The sequence below is a fragment of the Mesosutterella multiformis genome (assembly GCF_003402575.1).
GTDB lineage: Bacteria > Pseudomonadota > Gammaproteobacteria > Burkholderiales > Burkholderiaceae_F > Mesosutterella > Mesosutterella multiformis.
Window position 1 is genome coordinate 1,862,901 of the sequence record NZ_BGZJ01000001.1, and the last position, 16,841, is coordinate 1,879,741.

Consider the following 16,841-nt stretch of genomic DNA (forward strand, 5'->3'; position numbering starts at 1 on the left):
AATTAATTATTACTTATTGGAATAGCGAAATCCAGCTTCCCCCGGATTTCTGCTAAATCGTCTCATTTAAGGCCTCGCAAAGCCTTCCGGACAAAAAAATAACCCGCTTTCACACCGGATTTGACCCGGAAGATGATAATTCCATTTAACCGGGCTGAAAAGTGGTTGTCAGTAATTTACCAGAGTCAATGGCCCGGATAAAGAGGAGGCAGGTGTCATGACAGATTTCATCCGGTTTACGGCTGGCGGCAGAACCTTCAAGGTGGAGCTAGCGGATACGCCGGCCGCGCGGGCTTTCAGGAAAGTGCTTCCGGCGAAGCTCCCGATGCTCGAACTGAACGGGAACGAAAAGTACTTCCACTTCAGGGACCGTACGTTCCCGGCAGCGCCCGCGGTGCACGCCAAAGCGGGAGACGTGATGCTGTATCAGGATGACTACGTTGTGATCTTCTATATGACGCCTGAAAACTCCCCCTACACCTACACCCGGATCGGCCGTGTTACGGACACAAAGGATCTGATCCGCGCGCTGGGAAGCGGGAATGTCGATGTGTCGTGGGAGTAGCCGCGGTTTATTAAGCCAGAAATGTGTACTGAATTCACCTTTTTCTGATTAAACATCACAAGAGAAAACCGTGCATTCCTTTGAAAGAACGCACGGTTTCTTTTTGAACTGAAATTCAGGCGCGGTTTATTACCGGGCGGGTCCCCAGGCTCCGGGGCCTGGAGCCGGACGGGATGCCTGACGGGGTCCAGGCGGCGGAGGCGCGAACCGGGGATCCGGCGCGGGCTTCGGAGGACGGGGCGGATGACCGAATTCCATCCGCTCAAACGTCTGCCGCTGCGGCTGATCGAAATGAGACACCATGCGGCGGCGGGTAAGCGCCACGCGGTCAAGGTCGGTCGCAAGAACCTGCGCGAAATGCGCCTGCTCGTCCGCGAGCGCCTGATGATCCGGCGCGTTTCTCACACGGCGCCAATGCTCATGGCGGTCAACCGCGAGCTGCCGCTGCGCGGCGATCCAGGAGTCGAACGTCGGCTTCTGATACGGACGGATCCGGAGCGCCTCAGCAATATGACGCCCCATCCAGTCCACCTGTTCAGGGGTCGCGTTGCCCCAGCCCGGCATCGCCGGAGCGGGAGCCGGTCCCGTCCCGGGCTGTCCGGGAGGCGGAGGGGGCGGCGGGGCCATCCCCGGTCCCTGCTGCGCGATCGCGGCAAGCGGCAGCGCCGCAAGCCCTAAAAGCATCAGTCTGCGTTTCATATCGTTCGTCCTACCTGCTTTTCTGCAGGAATTGGATGAGGATCCGGTGCCCCGAGAGAATGACGGGGAGATCCTCATCTCGTGCTTTCGAGCGAACCTCAGTGGCAGCCGCAGGCGTGGAACGCGTCCGGATTATTCACGAGTTTCCCCGTGAGGAATCCGCGGACCGCCTCGTCAGCGTTTCCGGAAGCGCCCGCGATGAGATTCAGATTCATCGACTCAAGAGCGCTCACCGCGCCGAAACCAATTCCGCCGCAGATCACGGTTCCCACGTTGAGGTCCGCGAGGAGCCCTGCCATGGCAGCGTGTCCGGATCCCGTGGCCGGCACTTCCTGCACCTGAATCACTTTGCTGTTCTCCACGTCATAGACGCGGAAAGCCGGAGCGTGACCGAAGTGCTGGTAGATTTCGCCGTTTTCAACCGGAATTGCAATACGCATTGTCTTATCTCCTTATTGGAAGGGCCCGGAAAGAGTTCCCGGATCCATCCGTTTCCTGAGGGGTCGGACGGCAGCATTCAGGTTCCCCGCACCCGGACAGGCGATCAGCCCGGAAGATTTCCGGCCCGATCCCTGTCCATCTCGGGTAATAACGATTATAGGAAGCGGGGCTTCCGTAAATCGTTAAGAAAACTCCATCCATTGCTACAAAAAACTCTGAACCGTAATAAAAACGAAAGTCCCGGATCCGGCCCGTTATCGGGACCTGAATCCGGGAGCTCTGAGCATAACCGTTATAGGCGCCGCGCGGGAGGTCAGACTGACCGCACGCGGCGCCGTCTGATCATGCCGCTCAGAACATACCCATACGCTTTTCGTTAAGCGAAATGAAGATGTTCTTCGTCTGGGTGTAGGCAGACAGAATCGAGAGATAGGTCTCGCGGCCGATACCAGACTGCTTGTAGCCGCCGAACGGGGCGTGAGCCGGCAGTTCGTTATAGGTGTTCACCCACATACGGCCGGTGTGAACGCCGCGGGCCACACGGATCGCGCGGTTGATATCCTGCGTCCAGACAGCGCCGCCAAGACCGTAGACCGAGTCGTTCGCGATCGCGAGCGCTTCTTCTTCGGTGTGGAACTTGATCACCACGGCAACCGGTCCGAAGATTTCTTCCTGCGCGACGCGCATATCGGGGGTCACATCGCCGAGCAGCGTCGGAGCCATGAAGCAGCCCTTGTCGAGACCGTCTTCCGTCAGACGGCGGCCGCCGGTAATCACGGTAGCGCCCTCTTCCTTACCGATATCGACATAGCTGAGAACCTTCTTCAGCTGACGCTCATCAACGAGAGCGCCGACCTGCACGCCTTCTTCCCACGGACGGCCCACCTTCACAGCCTCGAATTCCTTCTTCAGGGCAGCGATGAACTTGTCATAGATCGTGTCCTGAACGAGGATGCGGGAGCCGGCGCAGCAGACCTGGCCCTGATTGAAGAGGATGCCCATCTGAGCGCCTTCGAGCGCCTTATCAAAGTTGCAGTCGTCGAAGATGATGTTCGCGGACTTGCCGCCGAGTTCGAGCGTCGCCGGGATGATGCGCTTCGCAGCGGCAAGACCCACATTGCGGCCCACTTCGGTGGAACCGGTGAAGGCGAGCTTCGCGAAGCCCGGATGCTCAAGGATCGCCTGGCCAGCCACGCGGCCGGAACCCGGGAGCACGTTCACGACGCCGGCCGGAAGGATGTCCTTCAGGAGCTTCGCGAGTTCAAGAATGGAGAGCGGCGTGTCAGAAGCCGGCTTGATCACGACCGTATCGCCGGCAGCGAGCGCCGGGGCGAGCTTCCAGCAGGCCATCAGATACGGGAAGTTCCACGGAATGATCTGACCCACAACGCCGAGCGGCTCGTGAAGCACGAGGGAGAGCGTGTTTTCGTCAATCTGGGCGGCACGGCCTTCGGCGGCGCGCAGAACGCCGGCGAAGTAGCGGAAGTGATCGGCACCGGCCGGAATATCGATATTGCGGGTCTCACGGAAGGGCTTGCCGTTATCGAGCATTTCCACCGTGGCAAGACGCTCAACGTTCGCGTCGATCGCGTCCGCGATCTTCAGAAGCAGAGCGGCACGCTCAGCAGGCGACGTCTTGCTCCAGGTCTTGAACGCTTCAGTAGCGACCTTGACCGCGCGGTCCACGTCTTCCGGGGTCGCGGCAGACACATCGGCGAGCTTTTCGCCGTTTGCCGGACACACGGTCGCGAAAGTCTTTCCGTCAGAGGACGGCACGAATTCGTTATTGATGAATAGACCGTAGGACGCATCACAAATGTTGTTCATAAACACTCCTCATGTTAAGCGGGGTCCGCTCTTCCCCTGCCCTGGAGCCGCGCGGTGACCGCGCTCACTCCGCCGGCATCCCGGCTAAGAGCTAGTGGCAAACCCTCAATTAGACGATACTACTCCGTCTTTTCTCAAATGTCTGAAACGATTCTAGGCAAACTGGAAAAAAGTGGGAGGCCTTTTTCCGTGACTAAAAAAGGGGACATGTGCTTAGATCAATAATGCGGTTTCCTTAATTTTTTCTTAATTGAAAACAGAGATGTAACACGAAATGAAATAAGTGAAAATCCTTAAGGCGTAATGAATTTCCGTCTTCGGAGCGTTTTCGGCGGCTCCCCGACGCAGCCCTCCAGACCCCGTCAGACGGGGATTTTTTGCATTTGAGAATCATTAGCAATCAATAACTTCCGACAGCCGACTGACCCCGGCGGATGTTTTCCCTGCTGTCAAAAACTGTCCCGCTCCTACCAAATTTAGGGTAGTCTCACTTCGTTGAAAAGTTTTCTGACACAGATCCGCTGAACCCGTTATGGCTGAGAAGAAGATTTCCGCAAAATCAGAACCCCGGTCCCGCCGCAGGGGCGGCCCGGAGACGGACTCTCTCGTTCAGATTCTCCTCAACTCCTACAAAGGGTCGGATGCCGGGCTGCCGCCTGAGCTTGAAACCCTGAAAGAGGAACTCCAGGGAGAACTCGATTCCCCGCGGCTCCTTAATCCCGGAAAGCCTCTCGATCATCACTCCATGGGCCTTTTTCCCCAGATCGAAAAAGAAGCGTACCGGCTCTCTCGGAGCGGAAAAACAGATACTGAAATCCACGACTCCATACTGTCCCGCCACGGCACCCGGGTGACGCGGGAATTTATTGAGGCCGCGGTCGGGAAACTGCAAAGCGGCGCGGATCTATGGAGCGAGGGACCCGTGCCGGAGACGCTTCCCATCCTCTTCATCAAGCCCATCAAAGTGCGGAAGCAGGACGGCGGCCGCGTGACCGAGCTCCTCGCGGCACTCGCCTTTTCGTTTGATAAGAAGGGCGTTCCGGTATCGCTTGGCGGCTGGATCGCCGGAAACGCGATTGAGATTCCGAAATCGGTTTTCACGTCGCTTCGTGTCCGGGGGCTCATGGACGCCGCTTTTATCGCCGTGCCGCCCGACGACACGGAGCCCTTCTGGTCTGACGCGGCGCAGCGTTTCTTCCCGCAGGCCACGATCATCCAGGATCTGTCCGCCGTGTTTTACCCGCTCACGTTTCCCTTCGCGAAGATCAGCAAGGCGCGGTTCACAAAGGAACGGCACCGGATCGCCTCCGCCGTCACGGAGGAAGACTGGGGAGAGGCGAGCGGCACACTGAACACCGCGGCAGCTGACTGGGGACAGGTGAATCCCGCGCTCGGAGCCGCGCTTCACTTCGCGATTCCGGTCCTCCTCTCACTCTTCTCGCTTCCCGCCCCGATCCGGCGCGCGGTGCTTCAGGGAATCGATATGCACCCGATCGCGGATGAGATGATCGCTCAGGAGAAATTCCGTCAGACCGGGCTGCGGGCAGACCCCATGAAGCGGCTTTACTTCGCACAGCTGCACAGCGAACCCGACTGGGCAAAGCCCGTCACACGGTTCAGCCAGGTGCTCCGGGAAATCGGAAAACTTTCCAAAGCTTCCTGATGTCTTCCGCGGCTCCCGCTCCCGGCCATAAAAAATGGGGTGCGTTCTGATCACTCACCTGTTCAGAACGCACCCCGCGCTCAGCGGCCTCTCAGGGCAAGCAAGAGACCGCTTCACTCAAAAAGCTTCCGAAGGCCTGACCACCATCAACCTCCTCCGAAAGCGTTCCCCCTGGAAAGCCCAGGGTTCGGAAAAATCCCGGAGCTTTCAGCTGTGCGGCCAGCGTCCGGTCCGAACGGGTCGCCGGGAAGGGCCGCATTTCCTGCGAACGAAAAATCAGGAATTTGCCGTCCTGGACACCGCGATCGCGACTTCGGTCGGCACCGGTTCGGAAGCCTTCACGGGCTTCTTCTCAGACTTCGGTTCCGGCTGAGCGGCTGCCTGAGGCTCCACCCCGGCTTCAGTCTGCGGAACAGCGTCTTTCGCCGCTTTCTCCGCCTTCTTCGCCTCCTGGCGGGCTTTTTTAGCCGCTTTCTCAGCCGCCTCACGGTCCGCCTTCTCAGCCTTCTTCGCGGCTTTCAGGCGCTCCTTTTCCTTCTCTTTCTCTTCACGCTCAAGCTCCGCGAGAACCTTTTCGTTCTTCTTCGCCTGACGGGCGGCGGCCTTTTCAGCCGCGCGGCGCTCCTCACGTTCCTCGAGATACTCCATCAGTTCGTCAACTGTCGCGAAAACATCATGCGGCTCGTCAACCACCTTGCCTTCGATATGCTGCTTCGCGACCTGCGCGAGGAACAGCATGAGTCCGGTTTCGATCGAAAGCCCTGCCTCACGGAAAGCCTCTTCCGCCGCGTCATAGAGGTCATGCTCCAGCTTGAAGCGGATTTCAGCGCGACCATGCTTCTTTGTCATAATTTCGTTTCCTTATTCACAAACGGTGCGGAGAGTCTCACAGGGGTATCAGCCATCATGGCGGATCCCGTCACAGCGCCCTTTCGGGTGCCAGGGAAAACCGGGCGGCCCGAGTTTTCAGGGACAGCCGCCGAGTGCGCTTCATTCAGCACATCGAGCTTTTCCTTCCGGCACACCTGATTCAGGTGCCACTGCAGCGTCACCACAATTTCGTAGCGGTTAATGAGTTCCCGGACAAACTGCACGAGGACGAGGTAGAGCTCGGAGCCGCGAAGCGACAGACCAAAGCGGTTCACGTCGGAAAGCACCGCCTCCTGGCTCTGATCCACAAGCTCAGAGAGGTTCTTCATCCGGGTGTGCAGCGGTGTGAGGTCGCCGCCCACCTTGCAGAAGGTCGCCACATCGCGCCGCGCCGCATCCACTTCAACAGAAAGCCGCTTCAGGTATTCAGCGAGTTCACCCGTAAAGACCCGGTGACGGTTCGCGACATGGTCCCGCGTGAGAGTCGACGTGCGGACAAGGGTACGGGCGATTTCACGCATGCCGGTGAAGCTGCGGTAGTAGAAGTACTTCGCATCGCTGTCCGCGCGGTCCGTCGGATGCTTTGCCATCTGGTAGTAAAGCGAGCGCTTTTCGGTGAGCTCATCGAGGCATTCACTTGCGCGGTTCACGACGCGGCGGAGCGTCCGCTCATCGTCATTCAGGAAGCCGTAGACCATCGCGCCGTAGAGTTCAGAGGCGTTATCAAAGTGGCGCGGAATTTCGTGGTCGAGCATCGTGCGGATGCCGTCACGGTCCGTAAGACGGATTCTTTCCTTCTCGGCTTCTTCAACCTTGTTCGGCCAGAAGTTCGTCTTCACGATGACAGCGATCGCGATCACCATCAGAAGGACAGAAACCACTTCGCCGCCCTTAAGCACCAGGGTCGCGGCGATCGCCGCGGCAACGAACGCGGAGAAAGCGGTGACAAACCAGCCGGAAATCACGGTGATCACACCGGACACGCGGTACACAGCCGTTTCACGGTCCCAGGCACGATCCGCAAACGACGACCCCATCGCCACCATGAAGGTCACGTAAGTGGTCGAAAGCGGAAGCTTGAGGGACGTCGCGGACGCGATCAGAATCGCGGACACGATGAGGTTAAGAGACGCGCGGATATAGTCAAACGGGAGCACATCCTCACCCTTCTCTACCGGCTTCGGTTCGAAGCGGCTCGCGAGGAACTTGAGGAACGGCTTCGGGAGGACTGAGGTGAGGAAGGCACCGAACTTCATCGCGCCCTTCACCACGATACGGCCAGGAAGCGTCGCGCCGAACTGTTCCTTTTCGCCCGCGGCGGAGGAGCTGAGGTTCACGGAGGTTTCAATCACGTGACGGGCGCTCTTCGAAGTGAAAAGCGTGATCACCATGATGACACCCGAGAGGAGAAGCAGCGCAGTCGGTGCGGGGATCGCCTGTTCGAGACCCGCCATCGTGAAGGTGGAGGCCGAAGCGCCGGCACCGGCCGCTTCAAAGATGTGAGCGCTGTCGAGCGCCGCGATCGGCACACCGACGAAGTTCACGAGGTCGTTCCCGGCAAACGCGAAGGCCAGAGCGAAAGTACCGGCAAGAATGATGATCCGGAAAACGTTCGTCTTAAAGAACATCATCCCGAGCTGCAGGAGAATCGAGCAGACAACGAAGATCCCGAGCACGAGTTCCGTACCGTAGGCATCGAGGAACGCGAGCACGTCAGGCGTCATGAAGGAAGCGCCTTTCGCCCCCTTCATCACGAGGAAGTAGAAGATCATCGCGAGCGAAAAACCGCCGTAGATGCCGCCGAGCTTCTTGAAGAGACGGTCATAGCGGAAGGTGAAGATCACGCGGGTGATCCACTGCACGATGACGCCTGCGAGGAACGCGACAACGACCGAGACGAGAATCGCGGAAATCATTCCGAGCGCCTTCGAGTCATTGATATAAGCGCCGAACCCAAGAGCGGACTCACCGTTCTGGATCAGACGGTTGATCGCCACACCGGCCGCCGCGCCGAGAAGCTCGAACACGATCGAGACCGTGGTCGAGGTGGGAAGGCCCATCTTATTGAAGACGTTCAGCAGCAGGACGTCTGTCACCATCACCGCGAAGTAAATGGCAATCACGTCAGAGAACGAGAACATCGAGGGATGGAAGACGCCGCTTCGGGCAATCTCCATCATGCCGCCTGAGAACGTCGCGCCGAGCAGCACGCCGACCGCAGCCACGCCGAGCACCACCTTGAAGGGGGCGATGCGGCTGCCGACCGCGGAATTCAGGAAGTTGACGGCGTCGTTACTGACGCCCACGAAAAGGTCCACCGCGGCGAGAATCGCGAGGAACACGAGCAGAACTAGAAAGAATGTATCCATAATGGTGAGTGATGGAAGTAGGAATCTGTTGTCGGAAGCAGGAGATCAGGCCCGTCAGCTGCCAGTCTTTTACTTGCCCATAAAAAACCGGTAAGGCCCGCTCCGCCTCCATTAGCGGTGCTGAGTATGCCGGGCGAATATGTCAGAAAGGCTTCAGCGAGATGACGGTTCCGTGACAGAAATATGACGGAATCATGACAGCGAACGGAATCAATCAGTTACGAAAACTGAATTCGTCAAAAAATGTCTCGGAAATCTGGCCTGAACAGTAAAAAAAGGAACGGCCCCGGCGGAAATCCGCGCTCAGACTCTGATGGCATCCATTCAGAAAGCCGTTTCAGGTATCAGGAGGAAACCACATCATGACAAACGACCGCTGCTGCGCCTGGGGAGCCTCGGGATCCCTCGCGATGCGCGCGTATCACGACACCGAGTGGGGTGTGCCGACGATTGACGAAAAGCGTCTCTTTGAGTTTCTGGTTCTGGAATCCGCTCAGGCCGGCCTCTCCTGGTCCACGATCCTCGGAAGACGTGAGGGATACCGGAAAGCGTTCGCCGGGTTTGATCCGGAAACGGTCGCGTCCTTCGGTGAGGCGGACGTCAATCGGCTGCTCCTCGATCCCGGCATCATCCGAAACCGGATGAAAATCGAAGCGGCGATTACGAACGCCCGGACACTCATTGATATCCGGGAGAAAACCGGGTCCTTTGTCCGCTGGTACTGGAGCTTCACGGATGGATGGCCGATTGAGAACGCGTGGACGGATGAGTCGCAGGTGCCGCCCTCCACACCGTTCTCCGACCGGGTCGCGAAGGAATTCAAGGCGAGAGGATTCCGGTTCCTTGGCACCACGATCCTCTACTCCTTTATGCAGGCAACCGGCATGGTGAATGATCACGTAACGCGCTGCAGCCGGTACGAACCCATACGAGCACTCGGGCTATCGTTCGGAAAAAATTTTTCTTCCTCTATAGGCTAGAGACAATACCGAAAGAGTGTCTTTGCGCTAGTCTTTCCATCGAACTGTTTTTCTGTAAGGAGAAAACCATGGAATTCCGTGAAACGCTGGCCCGGCGTCATTCTTCAAGAGCCTATGAGGCGACGCCGGTGTCGGATGAAGCTCTGGACACGATTCTTGCCGCGGGCCGCGCGGCTCCGGTCGGCATGGGGGAATACGGCACTGTGCACCTGACGGTAGTCACCGGAAGCGAAAAAATGGCGGAACTCCGGAAATTCTTCATGGCTTCAGAAAGCCACGACCCGCTTTACGGCGCTCCCGCCTTCATCGTGGTTTCCGCGAAGCCCGGCACTGTGGGAACGCTTGACGCCGGCGCGATCATTGAAAATATGCTTCTTGCCGCGGCGGATCTCGGACTCGGAACCTGCTTCATCGCGGGCTGCCTTCTCGGAACGAAAGACCCCGCGAAACTCCGCTCGATCCTTCAGATCCCCGAGGGATTTGAAGTGAAGTCCGGCATCACGCTGGGACACGCGGCAGACTCTGCTCCCGCGAAGACGCTCGCCGAACGCTTCAGCTGCACCCGTCTCTGATCAGAGACTCCCCCAGGAAATAAAAAAAGAGACTCCGATGACCAATGCCCTGAAGATCGAAACCTTCCCCTACTTCTTCGCGATCGCGAAGATCCGGAATCCCGCCTCTATTAACTGGAAGTCGCCTTTTGTCTTTGTTGGGAAGACGGATGATGAGCTGTCGCTCGTGGCGCTTGAGTCAGACGTGCCGTCAGACGCCTATCCCGTCGACCGGGGTTACCGCATGATGCGGGTCGCGGGAACGCTCGATATGTCACTCACCGGAATTCTTGCCCGGATCTCCAAGGTGCTCGCGGATGAGGAGATTCCGATTTTCGCGGTCTCCACCTACAACACGGACTATATCCTGGTGAAGAGCCATACCGTCAAAAACGCGGTTCAGGCGCTCAGCCGTGCGGGTTACCTTGTGACGAATGAAATATCCTGAATCCTAAAGGAGCGCGGGACTAAAATTTCATCAATCCGGTGAAACCGGCGCGGCATCTGCCGCCCCGGTTTTTTTCCGCCCTTTGAAAGCCTCCCGCGGAGCTTTTCCTCTGCGATGCATCTTTTTATCGGGACCTTTCCGTCATGGAATTCTCAAGCGCCATTGCTTTCCGTCATTCGATCCGGTATTTCTCAGCCCGCCCTGTTCCGGATCCGGTTCTTCAGGCTATCGCGGAAGACGCGACAAGGGCTCCCTCCCAGCTGAACGGCCAGGACTGGAAGATCTGGATTTCGACGGGGAAGAGTCTCGACGCGATCCGTTCGGAATTCGACGAACGGAACCGGGCGGGTATCCCACCTTCGACCGACTTCGCGAACCTCCCGCTCTCGGAGCGCTCCCCCGAAGTCCGGGCCCGGATGGAAGCGGTCGCGGCAGAACGCGAGGCGCTGGGGCTTGAGGCCGACAAACGGGCGAGCCAGGCCGTGCTCTTCCACGCGCCCGCAGTCGCTTTTATCACGATCCCGAAAGTGCATTCGGAATGGATGGTGCTTGACGCCGGGGCGCTTGAAGCGTTTCTGCTTCTTGCCGCCGCGTCACGCGGAGTCGGCAGCATTCCGGCCTTTAATCTGGTGCGTTACCCCGATATCGTGAAGCGCGTTCTCGGCATCCCCGATAACCTGATTCTGGCGATCGGGATAGGACTGGGCTACCCGGCGGACTCCCCGCTTAACCGTCTCCGGACGGGACGCGTGCCGGTGAGTGAGATTCTCACTCTAAAACACTGAAATTACCATTTGGAAAAATACGAAAAGACACTGAAGACCCTGTAATTAGTATCACTGACACTTAAATTACCGTAGATCCGAAAATCTTTATTCCGTGATCAGAGTTCCTGATTTCAGGCCATAAAAAACGGGAGGGGCAACCCTCCCGTTTCTGTATCCGGCGATGCATTTCTGCCCCGTCCGGTTTCTGCCTAATCCTCTTCGCCGGACGATGAATTCACATCCCGATCGAAACCGGCCTGGAGCGTATCAAGGAATGACCGGAACCAGACAGACCCGCTCATCCTCGCAAACGTATCCCGCTGCTCGGTGGTACAGCGGATGTGAAGCACCATTTCCTTCGTGTGGAGAGATGCGGGCCGGCCCCGTCTTCGAGACCGAGGGGCGGCTTCAGCCGCCTCTTCCGCATTTTTTTCTTTTTCTTCTTCCTGCTGCATTTCAGACCTCTTATCAGCTTTCCGGGGGGACCGGTCAGCCATTGACTGCCGGTTCATGGTTTTTCTTCAATTTTAATGGTTCAGAAAGAAAAAAGTCCAGTAAAAAAAATAACTCGACCAATAAAAAATCATTTATTCTCAATAAGATCGAGCATAGCTAATAACATAAAAGAGATACGGAAAATTTATTTTCCGTGATACTTAAATATAATCGTTCTCATCTTTTTTTGTTACTTCAAACGGTTGAATTTAACGAGTTTCGGGAACACGGGGCATTTGGCCCAGAGCCGCACAAAGATTCCGGTCGTGAGAGCGGAAATCACGGTGCCTTCACGCACCCCTTCGATGCGGCCAAGGAAGATGAGACCGAGCACGCAGGCGATCGCGACAAGCGACCAGTCAAAGATTGCTTTCATGCGCCCAAGAGATATTCCGAAGCGTTTCGACGCCTCAATCACGAAGCCGTCGCCCGGGAGCGTCACCGCGCAGCTCGCCCCCTGAAAGACAACACCAAGCGCGAGAAAGGCGTTCCCGAGGAGGTTCTGGGCGATCTTCGCGGCATAAGGTCCCGGCGGAACCGCGGCGAGGGCCCACATGAAGAAATCAATGAGAAAGCCGAAAAGGAGAACAATCGGCACTTGGAGAAGATTCCGGGTGAACTGAAAGCGCTTTCCCATCACGGCCCAGAGGAGCGCGAAGAAAAACACATTGAGACCGATCGACGCGGCACCGAGCGTGAGCGGCGTGAAAAACGTGACCGTATAGGGCGAGGATGAGAGCGGTGTTGTGCCGAGCCCCGCCCGGGTTGTCATCGCGATCCCGAACGCCACCGAACTCATACCGATAAAAAGACATCCCCAGCGGCTCACAAACTGCTTCACGCGCAGCCCTCCTTCTTAAAACCTGTTGAAAAAGAAAAAAATGCCCGCCTCGGGTTTCCGGGAGGCGGGCAGCCAGACCGACCGGTAAGGATACCGGACAGAAAGAAAAAAATCTGTTATCCGGGCAACGCGCAGAGCGCTTCGAAATCCTCGTCAAGCGTTTTCTCGGCCGCGGCAAGCGCGGTCTTCTTTCCGCTTACCCAGTCAGAATCCGACCGGATCCCGTCCTCGGCCTCGCGGAAGAGCCGTGTAAGCTCAGTCGGCTGCGGACCGCCGCGGGTCGCGCGGCTGTTCACGATCGAGCGGGGATCCAACGCCGAACGGAAATCGTATTCCGTGAGCGGGAAGGTCTTTGGAATCCCCTCTTCCGCCCCGGAGGCGAGTTTCTCATAGAGAGCCTTTGCGTCTTCGTAGGGCAGCGTGAGCGGCGTGTAGTCCCGGCTTCTGGCAAACGTCACGAGGTCACTCGCAAAGTGATGCCCCTCGCGGAACGGCACCCCGTAGTCCTTCATCAGGACGTCCGCGATATTCTGGCTCGCCGTCCAGTCAAGATTCAGTTCCTCAAGAGCCCGCTCGGGGTTCACTTTGAGAAGCGTGAGGACGTGAGCGAAAGCCCGAAGCACCGCCGCGCCCTCCGCCATCACTGTGCTATTAATGGCCTCATCCTTCGGGTCATACATTCCGGGCATCAGATCGTGCGCCCGGAAGATCGTTCCCGTGAGTTCCCCAAGCACCTGATTCGCGTCCCGCCGCACATCGATCAGCGACCCGGGGTTCCGCTTCTGCGGCATGGCGGTTGAGGCATACGTGCTGGACACGAGGATCCAGGGGCGCGGCTGCGCATACTGCGTCATGATGTCCTCGATAAACTGCGTGATATGCAGCATCGGTTCGACGAGTTTGAGACTTGCCTCCACCGCGGTGTCAGTGGATGAAATCTGCGCCGCGTCATACGCGTTTTCAACAAGTCCTTCAAAACCGAGGAGTGAGGCCATCGACTCGCGGTCAAGCGGCCATGGGGTCCCATTCAGCACGGTGGTCCCCATAGGACTGAGATTCAGCCGGGCCCAGAATTCCTTCAGCGACTCAAAGTCACGCCGGAAGCCTTCAAGGTGTCCGAGCCAGGTGTGCCCGAGCGAATTCGGCTGAGCCGCCACCCCATTCGTATAGCAGGGAGCGATCGTGTCCCGGTTTTCCTTCGCGAGGCGAAAGAGTGTCTCACGCACCGAGTTCAGCGCGGTCATCACTTCAAGCGTCTGATCCCGGAGCATCGCTCGCTGATACACCGCGTGCATATCCTGGGAGGACCGCCCCGCGTGGATCAGCGTGACATCGATTCCGGCCTCGGCAATTAGAAGCGGCTCGTAACGCACATACATCTTGGGACGGGGATTTCCGGGTGTATTGCCTTTCTCGATCACGCGTCTCTGAGCTCTTGCCCAACCCGGTGCCCGCCTGGGGTCGAGAAGCCCGCTTCGGGTATTGACAACAAACGTCGCTTTGTTGATCTGGGAAAGCCAGAAAAACTCATCCCGCGGCGGTCTCTCGCCCGTCCACGGAGATGCGTCCGCGAGGCGGCCTGCCTCGCCGGTTGAAGGAACACCGAGCGTCATTTCCTATCTCCTTTGTCCTTGCGGCCGGGCAGGAAGCGCCTGAAGCACCCTGATTCCGGCACCTTTCCGGCCGTCATGCCCCCAATGTTAAAGCGAAATGCCTGTATTCAGGGGCTTGATGAAAACCGGCCGTTCCCTTTCCCCTTCAGAATTTCTTTTGATGTAATAAAAGTATTGACATCTAAAATTTTCTTCGCTATATTTCTTCTTAACAGATGAAACAACACTTATTACATCAATAAGGCAGAATGCAAAATGGCAAAAATCGCAGTCGTTGCCGCTAACGGCAAAGCTTCCCGCAAAATCATCTCTGAAGCCCTTTCCCGCGGTTTTGACGTGACCGCTTTCGGGCGTCACGAAGAGAACAATACGGAAGCAAAGACTTACGTCCGTAAGGACATCCTTGATCTCACACGCGAAGACCTCGCCGGGTTTGACGCGGTGGTGAGCGGGTTCGGGGCTTTCACGCCTGAAACTTTCCCGCTCTACCAGACCACGACTGAGCACCTCGCGGATATCTTCGCCGGTTCTGACACCCGTCTGCTCTTTGTCGGCGGTGCCGGTTCTCTCTACACGAACCCGGAGCGCACGGAAACCCTTGCTGACGGAAAAGACTTCCCGGAGGCGATCCGCCCGCTCGCCCAGGCTATGAAGAAGTCGCTTGGCTACCTCCGTACGAGAAACTATGTCCGCTGGACCTATATCAGCCCGGCCGCAGTCTTCCTCGCGGACGGCCCCCGCACGGGATTCTATGAACTGACCGGCGAGGATTTCACGGTGAATAAGGACGGGAAGTCTGAAATCTCCTACGCCGACTACGCGATCGCGATGGTGGATGAGATTGAGCACGGGAATCACATCCGCGAGCGGATTTCGGTCCGCTGGGCTTAAAATCCCCACCTTCCCCAAGAACGGTTACCGCGTCAGGCGTCCTGTGAGATGCCTGACGCTTTGATGCATCTACACTTCCGGAGAATCAGGACTCTATGCAGATTTCCACCAAATTCACGACTGCTGTGCACGTGCTGATCGCGATTGAATACTTCAGGGATGATGAGAAGATCACGAGCGATATGCTCGCGGGAACCGTTGGCAGCAACCCCGTGATCATCCGGAACATCATGTCGCAGCTGAAGGAAGCCGGTCTGATTGAGGTCCGCCGGGGCCCCGGAGGCATCACGCTTCTGAAGCCGCTTGAAGCCATCACGTTTCTCGACCTCTACCGGGCCGTGGAAACCGGGAGCAGCGCGCCGCTTTTTCACTTTCATGAGCACCCGAACCCCGCGTGTCCGGTCGGACGCGCTATTCACGGGAGTCTGGACGCGACGCTGGATGCCATTCAGGCGTCCTTTGAAGCTGAGCTGAAGCGTCACACCGTAGCGGATATTTATGAAAAGGCGGTGGCGACGATTGCGAAAGAGGACGGCGCTTCCGGAACCTCTCCCGTCTGACCGCCCCTGTAAGACATCCAAATCCACGGGAAGCCTCTCCTCAGTATTAATATTGAGAGGCTTTTTTGTTATCCATTTCAACTGATTATCGTCATTCAGCACACAGCCTGAACTGCCGGTGTTAAAGTGAATTCCGAAGCACTCTGTTCTACAAAAAAATCAAGGGAGAGCAGCGCATGGCACCATCAGTTCACCAATACATCCGCATTTCGGGACAGGCCCATGAGCGGGGCGTCGCTTATGGATCCTTCGCGAAGGAACGGATCCTGAAGGTTATTGACGAATACAAAGTTCTCTTCGATAAAGAAGCGCATCTGCCATGGAAAGATGCGGTCCGGATGGCAAAACGCTACGAACCGGCAATCCGGGCTTACCGGCCGGACCTGATCGATGAAATGAAAGGCATCGCCGAAGGGGCAGGTGTGCCGTTTGATGTGATTCTGACGCTGAACTGCCGCTCGGAAGTGATGTTCGCGAAGAGTGAAGCGCCGGCGGACGAATGCAGCGTGATCGGTGTGCCGCAGGAAGCCTCCGGCAATGGGAAAACCTATCTCGCGCAGAACTGGGACTGGTGGTCGATCGGAGCCGGCACCACCGTGATTCTTGAGGTGTACGAGCGGCCGTACCCGAAAGCCCTCATCGTGACAGAAGCGGGTCTGGTCGGAGGTAAGGGGCTTAATGCGGCCGGGGTCGGCGTATCGCTGAACGCCATGTCCGTGAAGAAAGGTCAGATTGGCGTACCGCTTCATGTGATTCTTAGGAACGCTGTGCAGCAGCCGACAGTCCCGAAGGCGATTGATACGATCGCGAAGGCGAAGCGCGCGGGTTCAGCCTGCGTGGGTCTCGCGAGCGCGGACGGTCTCGTGGTCGCGGTTGAATACGCACCTTCCGATCTCGATATCCTTCTCTCAGACGGCCATCCGCTCTGCCACACCAATCACTGGCTCTCCCCCTATATGCTCTCGCAGGGAGAGGCGACCCGCTATTCATTCACATCGACTTTTACGCGTCTCGACCGCGTCCGGCGCCTTACCCGCGCGGAAGAAGGCCATCTGAAGAGAAAGACACTGTTCCGGATCCTCTCGGATCACGCCGGGAATCCGGACGGTGTCTGCCGCCATGACGACATGTCGCTGCCCGAATACCACCGCCATACGTCACTCTGGTCCATGGTGCTCGATCTTGACGAACGGACACTCTGGCTGACTGAAGGTTCGCCCTGCTCCACAAAGGCGAGATCCTACACACTGAAGTAATCCTC

At 57.6% G+C, this 16,841-nt stretch carries 17 protein-coding genes; 9 read left to right on the forward strand and 8 right to left on the reverse strand.

Annotated features, from left to right (window positions below; translation table 11 throughout):
* The first annotated feature begins 217 nt into the window (after window positions 1-217).
* On the forward strand, window positions 218-565 hold the full coding sequence (locus tag M4NBBH2_RS08475; protein ID WP_022443495.1) for a cyclophilin-like fold protein: 348 nt from the start codon (window positions 218-220) through the stop codon (window positions 563-565).
* Window positions 566-694: 129 nt separating this feature from the next.
* Here M4NBBH2_RS08475 and M4NBBH2_RS08480 read toward each other — a convergent pair whose 3' ends face one another.
* From M4NBBH2_RS08480 to M4NBBH2_RS08490, 3 genes are all read right to left on the reverse strand, one after another.
* Window positions 695-1,264, reverse strand: coding sequence for a hypothetical protein (locus M4NBBH2_RS08480; RefSeq protein WP_125064657.1), 570 nt, complete (start codon window positions 1,262-1,264; stop codon window positions 695-697).
* 98 nt (window positions 1,265-1,362) lie between these two features.
* Window positions 1,363-1,704, reverse strand: a complete 342-nt coding sequence (locus tag M4NBBH2_RS08485; protein ID WP_049687151.1) for a NifB/NifX family molybdenum-iron cluster-binding protein — start codon at window positions 1,702-1,704, stop codon at window positions 1,363-1,365.
* Window positions 1,705-2,056: 352 nt separating this feature from the next.
* On the reverse strand, window positions 2,057-3,532 hold the full coding sequence (locus tag M4NBBH2_RS08490) for an aldehyde dehydrogenase family protein (RefSeq protein WP_116270519.1): 1,476 nt from the start codon (window positions 3,530-3,532) through the stop codon (window positions 2,057-2,059).
* 532 nt (window positions 3,533-4,064) lie between these two features.
* Here M4NBBH2_RS08490 and M4NBBH2_RS08495 point away from each other — a divergent pair.
* Window positions 4,065-5,195 carry a transposase gene (locus M4NBBH2_RS08495; RefSeq protein ID WP_116270520.1) on the forward strand — a complete coding sequence of 377 codons (1,131 nt, stop codon included), beginning with the start codon at window positions 4,065-4,067 and terminating at the stop codon, window positions 5,193-5,195.
* 276 nt (window positions 5,196-5,471) lie between these two features.
* Here M4NBBH2_RS08495 and M4NBBH2_RS08500 read toward each other — a convergent pair whose 3' ends face one another.
* Both M4NBBH2_RS08500 and M4NBBH2_RS08505 read right to left on the reverse strand, forming a co-directional pair.
* A complete protein-coding gene (locus tag M4NBBH2_RS08500) occupies window positions 5,472-6,044 on the reverse strand; it encodes a hypothetical protein (protein ID WP_116270521.1) in 573 nt (190 codons plus the stop codon).
* Window positions 6,041-8,434: an inorganic phosphate transporter gene (locus tag M4NBBH2_RS08505; protein ID WP_116270522.1), complete on the reverse strand. Its 2,394-nt coding sequence runs from the start codon at window positions 8,432-8,434 to the stop codon at window positions 6,041-6,043. Before M4NBBH2_RS08505 ends, M4NBBH2_RS08500 begins: the two co-directional genes overlap by 4 nt.
* Window positions 8,435-8,796: 362 nt before the next feature.
* Here M4NBBH2_RS08505 and M4NBBH2_RS08510 point away from each other — a divergent pair, with 362 nt between their 5' ends.
* From M4NBBH2_RS08510 to M4NBBH2_RS08525, 4 genes are all read left to right on the forward strand, one after another.
* The gene (locus M4NBBH2_RS08510; RefSeq protein ID WP_116270523.1) at window positions 8,797-9,414 is read left to right on the forward strand and encodes a DNA-3-methyladenine glycosylase I; all 618 of its coding nucleotides are present in this window, start codon (window positions 8,797-8,799) and stop codon (window positions 9,412-9,414) included.
* A 68-nt stretch (window positions 9,415-9,482) separates the two neighbouring features.
* Window positions 9,483-9,986 carry a nitroreductase family protein gene (locus M4NBBH2_RS08515; RefSeq protein WP_116270524.1) on the forward strand — a complete coding sequence of 168 codons (504 nt, stop codon included), beginning with the start codon at window positions 9,483-9,485 and terminating at the stop codon, window positions 9,984-9,986.
* A 37-nt stretch (window positions 9,987-10,023) separates the two neighbouring features.
* Window positions 10,024-10,413 carry an ACT domain-containing protein gene (locus M4NBBH2_RS08520; RefSeq protein WP_116270525.1) on the forward strand — a complete coding sequence of 130 codons (390 nt, stop codon included), beginning with the start codon at window positions 10,024-10,026 and terminating at the stop codon, window positions 10,411-10,413.
* 143 nt (window positions 10,414-10,556) lie between these two features.
* Window positions 10,557-11,198 (forward strand): nitroreductase family protein, encoded by a 642-nt coding sequence (locus M4NBBH2_RS08525; RefSeq protein ID WP_116270526.1) that lies wholly within the window; start codon window positions 10,557-10,559, stop codon window positions 11,196-11,198.
* A 191-nt stretch (window positions 11,199-11,389) separates the two neighbouring features.
* On the opposite strand, the gene M4NBBH2_RS08530 is transcribed toward M4NBBH2_RS08525, so the two are convergent.
* From M4NBBH2_RS08530 to M4NBBH2_RS08540, 3 genes are all read right to left on the reverse strand, one after another.
* Window positions 11,390-11,635 (reverse strand): hypothetical protein, encoded by a 246-nt coding sequence (locus tag M4NBBH2_RS08530; RefSeq protein ID WP_125064658.1) that lies wholly within the window; start codon window positions 11,633-11,635, stop codon window positions 11,390-11,392.
* 230 nt (window positions 11,636-11,865) lie between these two features.
* Complete coding sequence (locus M4NBBH2_RS08535) at window positions 11,866-12,516, reverse strand: YczE/YyaS/YitT family protein (RefSeq protein ID WP_022443608.1); 651 nt, start codon at window positions 12,514-12,516, stop codon at window positions 11,866-11,868.
* A 116-nt stretch (window positions 12,517-12,632) separates the two neighbouring features.
* Window positions 12,633-14,129 carry a lyase family protein gene (locus M4NBBH2_RS08540; RefSeq protein ID WP_116270528.1) on the reverse strand — a complete coding sequence of 499 codons (1,497 nt, stop codon included), beginning with the start codon at window positions 14,127-14,129 and terminating at the stop codon, window positions 12,633-12,635.
* 255 nt (window positions 14,130-14,384) lie between these two features.
* Here M4NBBH2_RS08540 and M4NBBH2_RS08545 point away from each other — a divergent pair, with 255 nt between their 5' ends.
* The 3 genes from M4NBBH2_RS08545 (at window position 14,385) to M4NBBH2_RS08555 (ending at window position 16,836) form a co-directional block, all read left to right on the forward strand.
* Window positions 14,385-15,020, forward strand: coding sequence for an NAD(P)-dependent oxidoreductase (locus M4NBBH2_RS08545; RefSeq protein WP_116270529.1), 636 nt, complete (start codon window positions 14,385-14,387; stop codon window positions 15,018-15,020).
* Between the two features lie 95 nt (window positions 15,021-15,115).
* The gene (locus M4NBBH2_RS08550) at window positions 15,116-15,580 is read left to right on the forward strand and encodes an Rrf2 family transcriptional regulator (RefSeq protein ID WP_116270530.1); all 465 of its coding nucleotides are present in this window, start codon (window positions 15,116-15,118) and stop codon (window positions 15,578-15,580) included.
* Between the two features lie 176 nt (window positions 15,581-15,756).
* Complete coding sequence (locus tag M4NBBH2_RS08555) at window positions 15,757-16,836, forward strand: C45 family autoproteolytic acyltransferase/hydrolase (protein ID WP_116270531.1); 1,080 nt, start codon at window positions 15,757-15,759, stop codon at window positions 16,834-16,836.
* The last annotated feature ends 5 nt before the right edge of the window (window positions 16,837-16,841 follow it).